Origin of the sequence: Enterobacter sp. BIDMC92, assembly GCF_001030225.1 — a bacterium.
Taxonomy (GTDB): domain Bacteria; phylum Pseudomonadota; class Gammaproteobacteria; order Enterobacterales; family Enterobacteriaceae; genus Enterobacter; species Enterobacter sichuanensis.
Map to the genome: position 1 here is coordinate 4,097,820 of NZ_KQ087598.1, position 15,868 is coordinate 4,113,687.

14 protein-coding genes are annotated in these 15,868 nt (G+C 59.1%); 5 read left to right on the forward strand and 9 right to left on the reverse strand.

Features of this window, described 5'->3' with window-relative positions; all coding sequences use genetic code 11:
• Positions 1 to 142: 142 nt before the first annotated feature.
• Positions 143 to 637 carry a PadR family transcriptional regulator gene (locus SP99_RS19145; RefSeq protein WP_025759594.1) on the forward strand — a complete coding sequence of 165 codons (495 nt, stop codon included), beginning with the start codon at positions 143 to 145 and terminating at the stop codon, positions 635 to 637.
• Here SP99_RS19145 and SP99_RS19150 read toward each other — a convergent pair.
• Positions 634 to 2,193: a methyl-accepting chemotaxis protein gene (locus SP99_RS19150; RefSeq protein ID WP_047959500.1), complete on the reverse strand. Its 1,560-nt coding sequence runs from the start codon at positions 2,191 to 2,193 to the stop codon at positions 634 to 636. The genes SP99_RS19145 and SP99_RS19150 overlap by 4 nt on opposite strands.
• 336 nt (positions 2,194 to 2,529) lie before the next feature.
• Positions 2,530 to 4,050 carry a methyl-accepting chemotaxis protein gene (locus tag SP99_RS19155; protein WP_047959501.1) on the reverse strand — a complete coding sequence of 507 codons (1,521 nt, stop codon included), beginning with the start codon at positions 4,048 to 4,050 and terminating at the stop codon, positions 2,530 to 2,532.
• A gap of 435 nt (positions 4,051 to 4,485) precedes the next feature.
• Here SP99_RS19155 and ygjG point away from each other — a divergent pair, with 435 nt between their 5' ends.
• Positions 4,486 to 5,865: a putrescine aminotransferase gene (ygjG, locus tag SP99_RS19160; protein WP_053060165.1), complete on the forward strand. Its 1,380-nt coding sequence runs from the start codon at positions 4,486 to 4,488 to the stop codon at positions 5,863 to 5,865.
• An 85-nt stretch (positions 5,866 to 5,950) separates the two neighbouring features.
• On the opposite strand, the gene SP99_RS19165 is transcribed toward ygjG, so the two are convergent.
• Positions 5,951 to 6,553 (reverse strand): helix-turn-helix domain-containing protein, encoded by a 603-nt coding sequence (locus SP99_RS19165; protein WP_025759591.1) that lies wholly within the window; start codon positions 6,551 to 6,553, stop codon positions 5,951 to 5,953.
• A gap of 42 nt (positions 6,554 to 6,595) precedes the next feature.
• Between SP99_RS19165 and SP99_RS19170 the strand changes: the two genes are divergently transcribed.
• Positions 6,596 to 7,285 (forward strand): B3/B4 domain-containing protein, encoded by a 690-nt coding sequence (locus SP99_RS19170; protein ID WP_047959503.1) that lies wholly within the window; start codon positions 6,596 to 6,598, stop codon positions 7,283 to 7,285.
• Positions 7,286 to 7,338: 53 nt separating this feature from the next.
• Here SP99_RS19170 and lsrG read toward each other — a convergent pair whose 3' ends face one another.
• From lsrG to lsrA, 6 genes are read right to left on the reverse strand one after another with little or no spacing between them, the layout of a single operon-like run.
• Positions 7,339 to 7,632: a (4S)-4-hydroxy-5-phosphonooxypentane-2,3-dione isomerase gene (lsrG, locus tag SP99_RS19175; protein ID WP_008503162.1), complete on the reverse strand. Its 294-nt coding sequence runs from the start codon at positions 7,630 to 7,632 to the stop codon at positions 7,339 to 7,341.
• Positions 7,629 to 8,516 carry a 3-hydroxy-5-phosphonooxypentane-2,4-dione thiolase gene (lsrF, locus tag SP99_RS19180; RefSeq protein ID WP_025759588.1) on the reverse strand — a complete coding sequence of 296 codons (888 nt, stop codon included), beginning with the start codon at positions 8,514 to 8,516 and terminating at the stop codon, positions 7,629 to 7,631. The genes lsrG and lsrF overlap by 4 nt, the downstream gene beginning before the upstream one ends.
• An 11-nt stretch (positions 8,517 to 8,527) precedes the next feature.
• Positions 8,528 to 9,529 (reverse strand): autoinducer 2 ABC transporter substrate-binding protein LsrB, encoded by a 1,002-nt coding sequence (gene lsrB, locus SP99_RS19185; protein WP_025759587.1) that lies wholly within the window; start codon positions 9,527 to 9,529, stop codon positions 8,528 to 8,530.
• Positions 9,526 to 10,509, reverse strand: a complete 984-nt coding sequence (gene lsrD, locus SP99_RS19190) for an autoinducer 2 ABC transporter permease LsrD (RefSeq protein WP_047959504.1) — start codon at positions 10,507 to 10,509, stop codon at positions 9,526 to 9,528. The genes lsrB and lsrD overlap by 4 nt, the downstream gene beginning before the upstream one ends.
• Complete coding sequence (lsrC, locus tag SP99_RS19195) at positions 10,510 to 11,541, reverse strand: autoinducer 2 ABC transporter permease LsrC (RefSeq protein WP_047959505.1); 1,032 nt, start codon at positions 11,539 to 11,541, stop codon at positions 10,510 to 10,512.
• On the reverse strand, positions 11,538 to 13,025 hold the full coding sequence (gene lsrA / locus SP99_RS19200) for an autoinducer 2 ABC transporter ATP-binding protein LsrA (RefSeq protein ID WP_047959506.1): 1,488 nt from the start codon (positions 13,023 to 13,025) through the stop codon (positions 11,538 to 11,540). Before lsrA ends, lsrC begins: the two co-directional genes overlap by 4 nt.
• A 215-nt stretch (positions 13,026 to 13,240) precedes the next feature.
• On the opposite strand from lsrA, the gene lsrR reads away from it, so the two are divergent.
• Complete coding sequence (gene lsrR / locus SP99_RS19205; RefSeq protein WP_047959507.1) at positions 13,241 to 14,212, forward strand: transcriptional regulator LsrR; 972 nt, start codon at positions 13,241 to 13,243, stop codon at positions 14,210 to 14,212.
• Positions 14,213 to 14,244: 32 nt separating this feature from the next.
• Entirely contained in the window at positions 14,245 to 15,825 is a 1,581-nt protein-coding gene (lsrK, locus tag SP99_RS19210) for an autoinducer-2 kinase (RefSeq protein WP_047959508.1), read from the forward strand.
• Positions 15,826 to 15,868: the final 43 nt, after the last annotated feature.

A 15,868-nucleotide genomic window follows, 5' to 3' on the forward strand; every position in this document is an offset into this window, starting at 1 on the left:
GACCCTTCTCTGGTGAATACGATATATCTAAATCAATTTTCAAATGATAATGATTACTAATCAGAGAAAAAGCAAGATCTTTTAGATTGCATCTGAATATATCTTAGATATAGTTTAGATATATCAAATCAAAGGGGGTAGTATGCGACACGAACACGAGGGCGGCGGACGTCGACCGCGCTTTTTCGGCCACGGCGACCTGCGGCTGGTGATTCTGGATATCCTGACCCGCAACGCGAGCCACGGCTATGAGCTGATTAAAGAGATCGAGAACCTGACCCAGGGAAACTACACCCCAAGCCCTGGGGTGATCTATCCGACGCTGGACTACCTTCAGGATCAGGCCTTTATCACCATTACCGAAGAAGACAACGGGCGTAAGCGGATTGCGATTAGCGCTGCAGGACAGCAGTGGCTGGATGAAAACCAGGAACAGCTTGAACACATACAGGCCCGCATTAAAGCGCGCTCCGTCGGCTTTCAACTGCGCAAAAACCCGCAGATGAAGCGGGCCCTGGATAACTTCAAAGCGGTGTTAGACCTGAAGGTGAATCAGGGAGAGCTCAGCGACGCGCAGCTTAAGCAGATCGTCGGCGTGATTGACCGCGCGGCGCTGGAGATCTCCCAACTGGATTAAGCCGGCGCGTGTTCGCTCACGCGGAAGACGCGTACCAGCTCTTTAAGGTGCATCGCCTGTTCGTTAAGCGATGCCGCCGCCGCAACCGACTCCTCGACCAGCGCGGAGTTTTGCTGGGTGGTGGCATCAATCAGGCCAATCGCGCTGTTGATCTGCGAAATCCCCTCCGTCTGCTCATGGCTGGCCTGGCGGATCTCACGCAGGATCACATCCATCTCCTCCACGTTGCCGACCATCCCGTTGATCAGCGCGCTCGCTTTCTCCACCAGGTTCATCCCGTCCTGAGTCTGGCTGGTGGAACTCTCAATCAGCTCGCGGATTTCACTGGCTGACGACGCGCTCTTCTGCGCAAGCTGGCGCACCTCACCGGCCACCACCGCAAAGCCGCGACCGTGCTCGCCGGCACGCGCCGCTTCCACTGCCGCGTTCAGCGCCAGAATGTTGGTCTGGAACGCAATGGCGTCGATCAGGTCGATAATGTCGGACATCCGGTTCGAGGTCTCATTAATCAGGCGCATTTTGCTGGTCACCTGCTTCATCATCTCGCCGTTGTTTTTGACCACCGTGGCGGCATCTGCCGAGAGGTTGGTCGCTTCCCCGGTGTGCGCGGCCGTGTTTTTCACCGTCGCGGTGATCTGCTCCATTGAGGCGGCGGTCTGTTCAACGGAACTTGCCTGCTCTTCCGTGCGCGCGGCCAGATCCTGGTTCCCGGCAACAATCTGCGCGGCGGCGCTGGAGATATTCTCCGAGCCGGTCTGGACCTGCTGCACAATATCCAGCAGACGCGACTTCATCTCCATCAGCGCATGCAGCAGAAGGCCCGTTTCGTCTTTGCCGTGCGGCGTGATGCTCCCCGTCAGATCGCCTTCTGAAATCGCTTTCGCAAAATTCACCGCCTCGCCGAGCGGACGGGTGATAGCGCGCACAATTAGCCAGCCAATCAGGCTACCTGCCGCGACGCTAAAGAGAGTAATCAGGATCAGCAACAGGCGGCTGGACCTGAAATCCCCTTCCACCTGTGCGCCAGCACTCTGCATCTCGCTGTTTTGAATGGCAATCAGCTCCTTCACCTTCGCTTTGTAAGCCTGCTGCACGGCGAGAGTGGTGGTCATCATCTCCTGAATGGCGCCCTCACGATTGTTGTTCTGCACCGCCTGCAAAATGCGGTAGCGCGAGTCCAGATACTGCTGGCGCACGCTGCGGATCTCCGCCAGCACCTGCTGAGACTTTTGATCCTGCAGGGCGTTGTTCAGCTCTCCCAGGATCACCGTGATATGCTCGCTGATCTCTTTCAGGCGCTGCTGAGACTGCCCCGTGTAAGTTCCCCGTTCATCCAGCAGCATCAGTTGCTGAGTGCTAATAAATTCCTGGAAGTTATCAATTAACTGGTTCGCTTTTACCGTGGTGGGATAATCACGGGTAATAATGGATTGCATCCCGTTATTTGCCCGGTTCAGGCTCAGCAAAGACAGGCTCGCGCTGATGACCATCAGGACAATAAAGAACCCAAACGCCAGAAATAATTTCGTGCCGATCTTTACGTCATGTAGGAACATATTTTCTCCATCGATGTGATTATTTCTCAGACGATCGCTGTTATCGGTAACGAACTAGCTAACTTTATGACTTTGATCGTTTTTTTATTTCATAACCATCACAATGGATAGGTAGCGGCTATTAATATTGCTTCATCGATCGTTACCAGACCGCCGGACGGGGCTTTTTCGAAATAGCATTCTGAAGAACTGACTTAGGCAGGAATAAATAACTGAGGCACTTTCTTTAGTTATTTAATATAAGATTAACATTAAACCACATGAATAGTTACAATCAGAAAAATAAAAAGCCGCTTATTCCTTACGGTATAAACGGCTTTTCTGGAACATAATGGCTTAATGGAGCACGGTCACGGCATCCTTAAGACGTCCGGCGCGGTGTTTCACCATTGCAGAAATGTGCGCGCTCTCCTCGACCAGGTCGGCGTTTTTCTGCGTGATGCTGTCGAGCTCAGCCACCGCGCGGGTTAACTCTGACAACCCGGTGGCCTGCTCGGACGTGGCGTGGCTGATCTGGGCGATCAGCTGCGTCACGTTTTGCACCTGCTCGACAATATCATCCATCGTGCGGCCTGCGGCGTGGACCTGTTCGGAGCCGGACTGCACCTTGCTGGCGCTGGCATCAATCAGCTTACGAATATCATTTGCTGCGCTGGCGCTGCGGCTGGCGAGATGGCGCACTTCACCAGCCACCACGGCAAAACCTTTCCCCTGTTCGCCGGCCCTTGCCGCTTCAACAGCCGCATTCAGCGCCAGAATGTTGGTCTGGAACGCGATGTCGTTAATCAAGGAGGTAATGGAGCCAATGCGCTGCGTGCTGTCGGCAATGTCATCCATGGTTTTAACGACGGTCTGCATCGCATTACCCCCTTTCGTCGCCGCACTGCTGGCAGCCACGGAGAGTTTATCCACCTCGGCGGCGGTTTCAGAATTACTCTGTACGGAAGCGGCCATCTGGTTCATTGTCGCGACGGTCTGCTGCACGTTTGCCACGGTCTGACGCGTACGATCGTTCAGATCGTCATTTCCCTTCGCCAGCCTGTCGCTGCCGTCGCGGACGCTCACCACCTGGCTCGAGACGTCATTGATCAACCAGCGGCACATCAGGCCCAGCTGCCCTACCGCCCGCAGCGTTAGCCCCAGCTCATCGCTACGGTTCAGATGCTCCACGCTGTTGCGCTCACCGGTTGCGACCCTCAGCGCCTGTCGCGCCACATTCTCTACCGGGCGGACAATCTGTTGCTCAAACAGCAGCGTCCCCAGCAGCATCACCACCGCAGCAGCGGCGAGCGGCGTCCAGCCTGCGGAGGTGGCAACCAGCGAGGCGGCAAGTACGGCAAAGAGTACCGCCATCACGCTGCGCACGCGCCAGCGCAGCGGCATGGCCGGTAGTTTACCCAGCCAGCCCTTTCTGACCACCAGCCCTTTATGAATACGTTTCTTACAGCTTCCGTCATTCAGCGCCCGGTAGAGCGGCTCCACGGTGGCAATTTCCTCCGCAGTGGCCCTGGTGCGAATCGACATATAGCCTGTCACCTGCCCGTGGCGCACCATCGGCACCGCGTTAGCACGCACCCAGTAGTGGTCGCCGTTTTTACGTCGGTTTTTGACGATCCCGCTCCACGGTTCGCCCTGCTGCAGCGTGTACCACATATCGGCAAACGCGGCTTTTGGCATATCGGGGTGGCGCACCATATTGTGTGGCTGGCCCGTCAGCTCATCGAGCTGGTAGCCGCTCACCTGCACAAAGGTGTCGTTGGCGTGGGTGATGTAGCTGTGGATGTCTGTGGTAGACATTAAGGTGGTGTCATCGTCCAGAGGATATTCATTCTGGGTGACATAGGTTGGAGAGGACATCGTGGGCATCCCTTGCAGGTTATTTGAATGTTAATTTTGTGGGTCAATGTTTTTTCGGCGGTAAACAATTTATCTTTAGTTGTTAAACTTGATGAAGATCGCAGATTTGACTTAAACCATACTTTTTGTACGATTTTATAATCCATTGATTTCAAATACTTTCGATAAGAAATTACCCACAGTGCATGACCCGTTAACGCCCACTTAAGTCGCATCACCTGCACCTCTTTAGTGCAACATGGCGCTTACCCCCTCCCTGATGCTCGCAATCCGGTACCGCGAAATCCCGTTTCGGTTGTATCGGCATGATTAAATATTGTGCAACATTATTTTAACCTGGCGTTTATCCCGATTTTCGTTAAGGCAGCTGAAGTGGCGTAATCCCTGCAATACTTAAACCAGTATCATGTGATACGCGATCCCCGGGAGCATATTTTGAACAGGTTACCTTCCAGCGCCTCGGCTCTTGCCTGTACCGCGCACGCACTGAATCTCATTGAGAAGCGAACGCTTGATCATGAGGAGATGAAACAACTTAACCGAGAGGTCATCGATTACTTTAAAGAGCACGTCAATCCAGGGTTTCTGGAGTATCGCAAATCTGTTACCGCCGGCGGGGATTACGGAGCCGTAGAGTGGCAAGCGGGGAGTCTGAACACGCTTGTCGACACCCAGGGACAGGAGTTTATCGATTGCCTGGGAGGTTTTGGAATTTTCAACGTGGGGCACCGTAATCCAGTTGTGGTTTCCGCCGTACAGAATCAACTTGCGAAACAACCTCTCCATAGCCAGGAGCTGCTCGATCCGCTTCGCGCCATGCTCGCGAAAACGCTGGCAGCCTTAACGCCCGGCAAACTGAAATACAGCTTCTTTAGCAACAGCGGCACGGAATCGGTCGAAGCGGCGATTAAGCTCGCCAAAGCGTACCAGTCGCCGCACGGGAAATTCACCTTCATTGCCACCAGCGGCGCGTTCCATGGTAAATCCCTGGGCGCACTGTCGGCGACCGCGAAATCCACCTTCCGCAAACCGTTTATGCCGCTGCTGCCGGGCTTCCGCCACGTGCCGTTTGGCGACATTAACGCCATGCGCACCGTGCTGACGGAATGCCGTAAAACCGGTGATGACGTGGCCGCGGTGATCCTGGAGCCGATTCAGGGTGAAGGCGGCGTGATCCTCCCGCCGCAGGGCTATCTGCCTGCCGTGCGTCAGCTGTGCGATGAGTTTGGCGCATTGCTGATCCTCGACGAAGTCCAGACCGGGATGGGGCGCACCGGCAAGATGTTTGCCTGTGAGCACGAGAACGTTCAGCCGGACATTTTGTGCCTGGCGAAAGCGTTGGGCGGCGGCGTGATGCCAATCGGTGCGACGATCGCCACCGAAGAGGTCTTCTCGGTGCTGTTCGACAACCCGTTCCTGCATACCACCACCTTTGGCGGTAACCCGCTGGCCTGTGCGGCCGCGCTGGCGACCATCAACGTGCTGCTTGAGCAAAACCTGCCTGCGCAGGCGGAGCAAAAAGGTGACATGCTGCTGGACGGTTTCCGCCAGTTGGGCCGTGAATACCCGGATCTGATCCAGGAAGCACGCGGCAAAGGGATGCTGATGGCGATTGAGTTTGTTGACAACGAAATCGGCTATAGCTTCGCGAGCGAGATGTTCCGCCAGCGGGTGCTGGTCGCCGGCACGCTGAACAACTCGAAAACCATCCGCATTGAACCGCCGCTGACGTTGACTATTGAGCAGTGTGAGCAGGTGCTAAAAGCGGCACGCAAAGCGCTGGCGGCGCTGCGCGTGAGCGTGGAAGAGGCGTAATCAACGCCGGGTGGCGCTACGCTTACCCGGCCTACCAAATACGGCATATGTAGGCCCGGTAAGCGTAGCGCCACCGGGCTGCTTTTTATCGGTGAAACTCCGCAACCGTCATGGTGAAGCGAAGTACGGTATTGCCTTCATTGGCATAGCCGTGCGCGGCTTCCGTTTTCGCCACTGCCGACGCCCCGGCAGCCACCTGCGTCACCGTCTCGTCCACCGTCAGCGTTAACATGCCCTCATTCACGTGCAGCAGCTCAAAGGTGCCCGCCGGGTGTCCCGAAGAGCTAAAACGCTCTCCCGGCTGCATCTCCCACTGCCATAGTTCAATCATATCCGGGCCCGCGGTGCCTGCCAGCAGTCTGGCGTAACCGCCCTGTGTGCCCTGCCACAGCACCGGAATCGCGGCTTCTTCGATAACGTGCACCTGCGGCTCGCTGGAGACGTTAACGATATCCGCCACTGAGATACCGAGCGCGGCGGCCAGCTTGCACAAAATGGCGATGCTGGGGTTGGCTGCGCCCTTTTCGATCTCCACCAGCATGCCTTTGCTGACGCTGGCGCGGCGGGATAGCTCATCCAGCGACAGTTTTTTCTCTTTGCGCCAGTTGCGTATGCGGTTCGCGACGGCCAGGCTTACCTGGGCAATATCGGCCCCCTGCTCAGTCATTATATTGACTTTATCAGTCATTGGTCACTACCATGGTATAAAACAGTCAATACAGGATTATTTATGTCTCTCGTTACGCCGTCAATAGACTCACGTCTTGCCGGGATTGCCCCAGGCTTTCGGGCGCTGAGCATTCTGGTTGAAGCTGCGCCGATTACCCACCCGGAAGTGGCGACCGCCGCGCTGGCGCAGGCCTGCCAGCAGATGCTTAATGATGATGTGCCCTGGGCTGATGCACACCTATCAGGCTGGGATGAGGTGTTTAAAGCCTTCGGTGCGAAACCGAAACGCACGCCCTGCTCGGCATCCGCCCTGCGTAAGCGGGTCCTGAAAGACGGATCGCTGCCACCGCTGGATCCGGTGGTGGATATTTATAACGCGGTGAGCATTCGCTACGCCATTCCGGTCGGCGGAGAAAATCTCACGGCGTATTCAGGCGCGCCGCGTCTGACGCTGGCCGACGGCAGCGAGCCGTTTGATACGTTCAAAGAGGGACAGCCGGTGGTGGAACATCCGGAACCGGGCGAGGTTATCTGGCGCGACGATCTCGGCGTCACCTGCCGTCGCTGGAACTGGCGCCAGGGGATACGGACGCGTCTGGACAGCCAGGCGCACACCATGTGGTTTATTCTTGAAAGCCTGCCGTCGATGCCGCTTGCAGCGCTGGAAGAGGCGGGTGCGGAGTTGGTGGATAGCCTGCAGCGGCTGATGCCGGGAGCCAGGTCTCAGGTTCAACTGCTGGCGCTGTCCTGAACAACGCCGGGTGGCGCTACGCTTACCCGGCCTACAAACCTTTATAACGCCTGTTACTCTGGCAACAACCCAACAAAACTGCGTTTTTTGCGCGGCTCGGACATTAACTCTTCAAGCTTATCCACGCACGCCAGATAGTGCGGGGTTTGCTTGTGCGCCAGCACCGCCTCTTCGTCTTTATAGGCCTCGTAGATAAAGAACCGGGTTTTCACCCTGGGGTCCTGCAATACGTCAAAGCGCAGATTTCCGGGCTCCTGAATCGCCCCCTCGTGGTTGGCGCGAAACACCTCCAGAAACTCGTCCACCCGCTCGGGCTTAATGTTGATTTCAACCAGCGTCACGTTCATTTTGCTTCTCCCTGTTTCTCTTCCTGCCAGAACTGGAACGCCTCCCGGGCGTTCATGTTCTCGTGAACCACTTTCTTCACCGCTTTCAACATGGCGAGCGGCGCGCTGGACTGGAAGATATTGCGTCCCATGTCCACGCCGGAAGCCCCCTGATCAATCGCGCGCCAGCACATCTCCAGCGCCTCGTGCTCCGGCAGCTTTTTGCCACCCGCGATGACGATCGGGACCGGGCAGCTGGCAGTCACTTTTTCAAAGCCCTCGTCCACATAGTAGGTTTTGACGAACTGCGCCCCCATTTCGGCGGCGATGCGGCTGGCGAGCGAGAAATAGCGCGCATCCCGCGCCATCTCTTTCCCGACGCCGGTCACCGCCAGCGTCGGCATACCGTAGCGCGCCCCGGCATCCACCAGCTTGATGATGTTGTTGATCGACTGATGCTCAAACGGGCTTCCGATATAGACCTGCGCCGCCACCGCGCAGACGTTCAGGCGCAGCGCGTCCTCCATCGCCACCGCCACGCACTCGTTGGAGAGTTCCCCCAGAATCGAATTGCCGCCGGAAGCGCGCAGCACCACCGGTTTATTCGTCGCGGCCGGCACCTGGCTCCTGAGGATGCCGCGGGTACACATCAGCACGTCGGTTTCGCCGAACAGCGGCGCGATGGAGAGATCGATGCGCTCAAGGCCGGTGGTCGGCCCCTGAAAATAGCCGTGGTCAAAGGCCAGCATCACCGTGCGGTTGCTTTGCGGGTTAAAGATGCGCGCCAGCCGCGACTGCATTCCCCAGTCCAGCGAGCCGCAGCCTTTCAGGGTGAACGGCACATTTTGCTGCGGCGTGCCGATGCCAAAATCCTTACCGTCTTTGATGTCGTCTAAATCAGCCATTTGCTCCCCCGTCAGAAATCGTATTTGTTGATGTTCTCTTTGGTGAACACCACGCGCTCCGGCAGCAGCACAATGCCGTTGCCCTTCGCCTCATACTGATAGCCCTGCACGCTGTTCGGCTCGACCTTCAGCGCCCCGATATTTTTTACGTCCACGCTGTCGCCAACGTTAAGATCGCCTTTTTTCAGCAAACGATCGGCGACATTGACCGCAATTTTGCCCTGTTGTACGACATCCCACAGGCCGAAGGCTTTCACCGTGCCGCGCTCCACGTACGGGCGCATCACGTTCGGCGTGCTGAACCCGACAATCGCTACCCCTTCCCGTTTCAGGTTTTCTGCCGCCTGGGCGGCGGCGGGAAGTGCGTTGGCGTCCGGCGCGATGATGGCATCCAGATCCGGATACGCTTTTAAGATCCCCTCGGCGGTCTGCAGGGATTTGGTGGCGTCGTTATAGCCAAACTGCGTAGTCACGATCTGCCACTGGGGATGGTCTTTCTCAATTTTGGCCTTCGCCTCTTTTACCCACTGGTTCTGGTCGGTAACGGTGGGGCTGGAGTAGAAGAACGCCACTTTGGCATTCGGTTTGGTGACCTGCTTGCCCGCCATCTCCACCAGCAGGCCGCCGAGCTGTTCCGGCGTCCCCTGGTTGATGTAGATGCTGCGGCACTCCGGTTTGGTGTCGGAGTCCCAGGTCAGGACCTTGACGCCACGCTGCATCGCGCGCTTCAGCGCCGGGCAGAGGCCGTCCGGCGACACGGCGGAGACAATAATCGCGTTATAGCCCTGGTTGACGAAGTTATTGATGAGCTGCACCTGGCCGGAGACGCTCGGCTCGGTGGGGCCGTCGTAGGTGACGTCCACGCCAAGATCTTTCCCCGCCTCTTTCGCGCCGTTGCCGCCGCTGGTGAAGAAGCCGACCCCCACCAGTTTCGGGATAAAGGCAATGCGGTCCGCGGCCTGCGCCGAGGCGAAGCTGAGGGCCATTGCCAGGACGAGCAGTTTTGTTTTCATCTTACGCTCCGGGTAGTTTTCAGGAAGATATTGCGCACCCATTCACGGTGCAGACTCAGCGACCGTCCCATCACCACCACAACCAGCAGCGCCCCTGACAGCGCGCTCGACACCTGGTTGGGGATGCCGACCATCTGTAAACCCTGTTGCAGGTAGCCCACCAGCAGCGCCGCCAGCGCCGTACCGACAACCGAACCTGACCCGCCGTAGATATTGGCCCCGCCGAGCACGGCGGCGGTGAGTGCGGGCATCAGCAAATCGCGCCCCAGATCCGAACGCGCAGAGCCGAAATAGGAGACCATCACCAGCGCGGCAATGGCCGAGGCCACGCCCACCAGGCCGTACAGCGCGTAGGGCATGCCGTTCACCGACAGCGCTGCGTAGCGCGCCGCGCGCGGGTTCTGCCCGATCAAGAACAGATGACGGCCAAAGCGCCCGCGGTGGGCAATCAGCCAGAAGAAAACGGTCATCACCGCGAACAGCACCAGCGGGACTGGCAGGCCAAGCACCGTGAGGTTAGCGAACGCGGTAAAACTGTCCGGGAAGCCGCCAATCCCCTCATAGCCCGTCGCTCCCGCCATGCCGGAGAGCAGCAGCGCCCCGCCGCCGTAGAGGTAGAGCGTGCCGAGGGTGATAACCAGAGGACTAATGCCGGTGTAGTGGATCAGCGCCGCATTCAGCAGTCCGCACAGCAGGCCCAGCAGCAGCATCAGAGGAATGGCAACCGCCATCGGCCACCCGGCCTGCATCATCACCCCCAGCGCGATAGCGCACAGGCCGATGGTGGACCCCAGCGAAATATCGATCCCGCCGCTGACGATCACCAGCGTCAGCGGCAGCGCCACAATGCCAATGCAGATGAAATCGCTGGTGCTGAACAGCAGCATGTTGATGTCGAGCATGCGCGGGTTAAGGGCGCCAAAGAGCAGGATCTCCAGCACCAGTAACATCAGCAGCGCGCTTTCCCAGTTAAGCTTCATTTACGCCACCTCTTTTTTGCGTTTGGGAAAGGGGGTGACGTGCTTTCCCCCTCGGTTGCCCGGCTGGAAGCGGCCGTACTTGAGCGCCCGCTGATGACGCGCCAGCGCCTGGCGCAGCCGCCCGTCGAGCACCAGCACGCCCAGCAGCACCAGCCCGGCGATAAAGTCGTTCCACCACGCCGGGAGCTTAAACAGCACCAGCACGGTATCGATTTGCGTCAGGAAGAAGGCGCCGAGTAACGCGCCAATCAGCGTGCCCGTGCCACCCAGCAGTGAAATGCCGCCGAGCACGCAGGCGGCAATGGCTTTCATCTCCAGACCGCTGCCGGTCTGGTTCGGCACAAAACCGATCTGTGAGGCAAAGACGATCCCGGCGCAGGCCGCCAGCATGCCGTTAACAGTAAAGGCGATCATCCGCGTGCGGTTCACCGCCACGCCCAGCTGGCGCGCCGCGGCAAGGTTATCCCCCACGGCATAGAAATCACGACCAAAGGCGGTGCGCGACAGCGTCCACGCACCTGCGGCGGCTAAAAACAGCACCACCATACCGAGCGGCGAAACACCGAGGGCCACCGGCTCTGAGAGGGATTTCAGCCCGGGCGGCAGCCCCTCAATCCACTTCCCGTCGGTCCAGAGCAGCATTGCCCCGCGGTACAGCCCCAGCGTGCCGAGGGTGGCGACTATCGCCGGAATGCGCAGCCCCACCACCAGAAAACCGTTGAATGCCCCCGCCAACGCGCCAACGGACAGGGCAAAGAGCATTGCCACCGGCAGGCTGTAGCCGCTGTTGAGCGCCACGCCGACGGCAATTGCCGACAACCCGACGGTAGAGCCCACGGAGACATCAATATTGCGGGTCAGCATCACCAGCGCGGCACCGAGCGCCAGCAGGATCAGGATTTGCGCGCTGGCGAAGATCATCCCCAGCGTCTGAAGGCTCAGGTACGCCGGATTAAGCGCCACCAGCACGACAAACAGCGCCAGAATGGCGAGAAAGGCGCTCAGCTCGCGATTTTTCAGTAACGTCTTCATGATTGTCCTCCGAACGCCAGCGCCATCATGCGATCCAGGCTGACGGCGTGGCGTGGCAGTTCGCCGCTGAGCACGCCCTGATGCATCACGAGCACGCGATCGGCGAGGCCTGGAAACTCATCGAGATCGCTTGAGATCATCAGCACCGCCACGTTCTGCGCCGCCACGCTTTTGAGCAGCTGATAGATATCGGCCCGCGCCGCCACGTCCACGCCGCGCGTGGGCTCATCGACGATCAGCAATAATGGATTGGCTTCAAGACAGCGTGCCAGCAGCACCTTCTGCTGGTTGCCGCCGGAGAGGGTGCGCACGGGTTGATCCGCATGGTTGAGCTTGATCCCGAGCGCCCGGTGGTAGCGTTCCACCACCGCAGACTCCCGCTTGCGCTGATGCCAGAGAGACGGCTCGTTCAGGGCCACCGTGTTCCAGCGAACCGGCGCATCCAGGAACAAACCGGATACCTGCCTGTCCTCCGGCAGGTAGACCAGGCCTTTGTCCAGCCGTGCGCCAACGCTCTCGTGCGTGATCTCCTGATTCTCCAGCCAGACCCGCCCGCCGCGCACCGGGCGCAGGCCGTAGAGGGTTTCGGCAAACTCGGTGCGCCCGGATCCCACCAGCCCGGCCAGACCGACGATCTCTCCCGCGTAGATCTCAAGGCTCAGATCGATAAACCCCTCCCCGGTGAGTGAGTCCACCCGCAGCACCGGAAAGTCCTGCGGCTGGGTGCGGCGATTGCCCGGCAACGCCAGCCACAGTTTTTGCGCGTCGCTTAAGCCTTTCTCCCGGCTCACCGGCGTCATGGCGGCGATCAGGGCGTTATCGTCGAACTGCGCCGTTTCGCCGCTCAGCACCACCGCGCCGTCGCGCATCACCGAGACGTGGCTCGAAAGCATGCGGATCTCCGGCAGCTTGTGGGAGATAAAGACAATCCCGACGCCGAGATCCTGAAGGGCACGGATCTGCCGGAACAGGCGCTCGGTTTCGCCGGGCGTGAGCGAGGCCGTGGGTTCATCAAGGATCAGGATCCTGGCGTTGCGCATTAATCCGCGCAGGATCTCCACCATCTGCTGATCCGCCACTTCAAGGGTGCTGGCAGTGGCATCGAGGTTAAGCTGGCACTGCAACTGCTGGAGCTTATCGGCCAGCCGCTTCTCCAGATCCCGTTCGCGCGGCAGGCGGAAAAGGATGTTCTCCCTCACCGTCAGGTTGGGGAACAGCAGCGGCTCCTGCGGCACCAGATAGATGCCTGACTTGTGCGCCTGCACTGGGGAGAGCCGCGCATATGACTGCTCCCCGACACAAAGTTCACCGCTGTCCGGCGTCTCAACCCCGGCGATGATCTTCATCAGCGTCGATTTTCCCGCACCGTTACCGCCCATCAGCGCATGTACCTGACCCGCAAGCAGTGTGAAATCAATGCCTTTCAGAACCGGCACACCGGAGAACTGCTTGCAGATATCGCGCGCTTTAAGAAGTGGGGTCATCATCGCTCCGCTATTGAACAAATGATTTTTAGATTTAATAATGTTCAAAAGCGTAGACGGTGAACTATATTTACAACCGTGCAGGGATCACAGTTTTATCGATTAAGATCCAGATTAAACAGAAAGCACCATAAAGATCCGTTTTGTCGCGTGGCTCACATTTTCCCCGCGCGCCAACGCGAACATATGATCTAAATTTTTATAAGAGTTCAACTATGAGCGATAAACGCACTGCGGAAGAAGGACGGTTTGCCGGGCTGGCACTGGCTGAAGAGGAGCTGGTGGCCCGCGTGGCCTGGTGCTACTACCACGACGGGCTGACCCAGAATGACATTGGCGAACGGCTTGGCCTGCCGCGGCTTAAAATCTCCCGCCTGCTGGAGAAGGGGCGTCAGTCCGGGGTGATCCGGGTGCAGATCAATTCCCGCTACGAGGGCTGTCTGGCGCTGGAAACCGAGCTACAACAGCGCTTTGGCCTGAAGCTGGTGCGCGTGTTGCCTGCCCTGAATACGCCGCCGATGAGTGTGCGGTTAGGCATTGGCGCTGCGCAGTCACTGATGGGCGTGCTGGAACCCGGCCAGCTGTTAGCGGTGGGATTTGGTGAAACCACCATGAGCAGCCTGCAGTACCTGAGCGGCTTTATCAGCTCACAGCAGATCCGCCTGGTCACCCTTTCCGGTGGCGTGGGGCCGTATATGACCGGAATCGGCCAGCTGGACGCCGCCTGCAGCGTCAGCATGATCCCCGCCCCGCTGCGCGTGTCATCCGCAGAAGTCGCCGGGATCTTAAAACGCGAAACCAGCGTGCGGGACGTGATCCTTGCCGCGACCGCAGCCGACGTGGCGGTGGTCGGCATTGGTTCGGTGAACCAGCGCCGTGACGCAACGATACTGCGCTCCGGCTATATCAGCGAGGGCGAACAGTTGATGTACGCCCGTAAAGGCGCGGTCGGCGACATTCTCGGTTATTTCCTCAATGCCGAAGGGGAATGCGTCGAGGAGCTGGAGATCCATAAAGAATTACTGGGCGTCACGCTGGATGAACTGGCGCAACTGCCCACCATCGTTGGCGTGGCCGGCGGTGTTGAAAAAGCCGATGCGATTTATGCCGCACTGAAAGGTCGCCGTATCAATGGCCTGGTGACGGAAGAGACGACAGCCCGCGCGGTGCTGGCTCTGGCCGGATAAGAGTCGCCCTGCGCTAACTACGAGGCAAGCTCATGAGTTACCTTTTAGCGTTAGATGCAGGGACAGGCAGCGTTCGCGCCGTTATTTTCGATTTACAGGGCAACCAGATTGCCGTTGGTCAGGCCGAGTGGAAGCACCTGAGCGTGGAAAATGTGCCGGGCTCGATGGAGTTTGACCTCGACACCAACTGGCGGCTGACCTGCCGGTGTATTTATCTGGCGCTGGCGCAAGCGGGCCTGAGCGCGGGGGATATTCAGTCCGTCGCCTGCTGCTCAATGCGCGAAGGGATTGTGCTGTATGACCGCAACGGCGAGGCCATCTGGGCCTGCGCCAACGTGGACGCCCGCGCCAGCCGCGAGGTGGCGGAGCTCAAAGAGATCCACGACGACCGTTTTGAATCCGAAGTGTACGACGTTTCTGGCCAGACCCTGGCCCTGAGCGCGATGCCGCGCCTGCTGTGGCTGGCGCACCATCGTCCGGACATCTACCGCAAGGCCGCAACCATCACCATGATCAGCGACTGGCTGGCGGCGAAACTCTCCGGCGAGCTGGCCGTTGACCCCTCCAACGCGGGCACCACCGGCATGCTGGATCTCTTCTCCCGCGACTGGCGTCCGGCGCTGCTGGACATGGCCGGGCTGCGGGCCGATATCCTCTCGCCGGTGAAAGAGACCGGCACCGTGCTGGGGGCCATCACCCATGAAGCCGCGCAGCAGAGCGGACTGCGCGAAGGGACCCCGGTGGTGATGGGCGGCGGTGACGTGCAGCTGGGCTGTCTGGGGCTGGGCGTGGTCCGCGCCGGGCAGACGGCGGTGCTGGGCGGCACCTTCTGGCAGCAGGTGGTCAACCTGCCGCAGGTACGCACCGATCCTGAAATGAACATCCGCGTGAACCCGCACGTCATCCCCGGCATGGCGCAGGCGGAGTCGATCAGCTTCTTTACCGGCCTGACCATGCGCTGGTTCCGCGACGCCTTTTGTGCCGAGGAAAAACTGATTGCCGAACGGATGGGGATGGATACCTATTCCCTGCTGGAAGAGATGGCCAGCCGCGTGCCGGCAGGTTCCCACGGGGTGATGCCGATCTTCTCCGACGCGATGCATTTTAAGCAGTGGTACCACGCTGCACCGTCGTTTATTAACCTCTCCATCGACCCGGAAAAGTGCAACAAAGCGACGCTGTTCCGCGCGCTGGAAGAGAACGCGGCGATTGTCTCGGCCTGTAACCTGGCGCAGATATCCCGCTTTTCCGGCGTGACGTTTGAGAGCCTCGTCTTCGCGGGCGGCGGGTCAAAAGGTGCCCTGTGGAGCCAGATTTTAAGCGACGTTACCGGCCTGCCGGTGCGTGTGCCGGAAGTGAAAGAAGCCACGGCGCTGGGCTGCGCGATCGCGGCCGGAACAGGCGCGGGACTGTTTGCGGATATGGCCTCGACGGGCGAGCGGCTGGTGAAATGGAGCCGCGAGTTCACGCCGAACCCACAGCATCGCGAGCTCTACGACGGCATGATGCAGAAGTGGCAGGCGGTATACGCCGACCAGCTTGGGCTGGTGGACAGCGGGCTGACGACGTCGATGTGGCAGGCGCCAGGGCTGGTGCGGGCAGCAGCGCCGTAAATAACGCCGGATGGCGCTACGCTTATCCGGCCTACGGTTTTGT

What these genes read in the sequence shown, in the direction of transcription:
- lsrG (WP_008503162.1), bottom strand. Translation starts at nt 7,632, where the DNA reads ATGAACGTGACGCTGGTTGAAATCAACATTAAGCCCGAGCGGGTGGAC.
- SP99_RS19150 (WP_047959500.1), bottom strand. Translation starts at nt 2,193, where the DNA reads ATGTTCCTACATGACGTAAAGATCGGCACGAAATTATTTCTGGCGTTT.
- lsrF (WP_025759588.1), bottom strand. Translation starts at nt 8,516, where the DNA reads ATGGCTGATTTAGACGACATCAAAGACGGTAAGGATTTTGGCATCGGC.
- lsrA (WP_047959506.1), bottom strand. Translation starts at nt 13,025, where the DNA reads ATGACCCCACTTCTTAAAGCGCGCGATATCTGCAAGCAGTTCTCCGGT.
- lsrR (WP_047959507.1), top strand. Translation starts at nt 13,241, where the DNA reads ATGAGCGATAAACGCACTGCGGAAGAAGGACGGTTTGCCGGGCTGGCA.
- lsrD (WP_047959504.1), bottom strand. Translation starts at nt 10,509, where the DNA reads ATGAAGCTTAACTGGGAAAGCGCGCTGCTGATGTTACTGGTGCTGGAG.
- SP99_RS19155 (WP_047959501.1), bottom strand. Translation starts at nt 4,050, where the DNA reads ATGTCCTCTCCAACCTATGTCACCCAGAATGAATATCCTCTGGACGAT.
- lsrK (WP_047959508.1), top strand. Translation starts at nt 14,245, where the DNA reads ATGAGTTACCTTTTAGCGTTAGATGCAGGGACAGGCAGCGTTCGCGCC.
- SP99_RS19165 (WP_025759591.1), bottom strand. Translation starts at nt 6,553, where the DNA reads ATGACTGATAAAGTCAATATAATGACTGAGCAGGGGGCCGATATTGCC.
- lsrB (WP_025759587.1), bottom strand. Translation starts at nt 9,529, where the DNA reads ATGAAAACAAAACTGCTCGTCCTGGCAATGGCCCTCAGCTTCGCCTCG.
- SP99_RS19145 (WP_025759594.1), top strand. Translation starts at nt 143, where the DNA reads ATGCGACACGAACACGAGGGCGGCGGACGTCGACCGCGCTTTTTCGGC.
- SP99_RS19170 (WP_047959503.1), top strand. Translation starts at nt 6,596, where the DNA reads ATGTCTCTCGTTACGCCGTCAATAGACTCACGTCTTGCCGGGATTGCC.
- lsrC (WP_047959505.1), bottom strand. Translation starts at nt 11,541, where the DNA reads ATGAAGACGTTACTGAAAAATCGCGAGCTGAGCGCCTTTCTCGCCATT.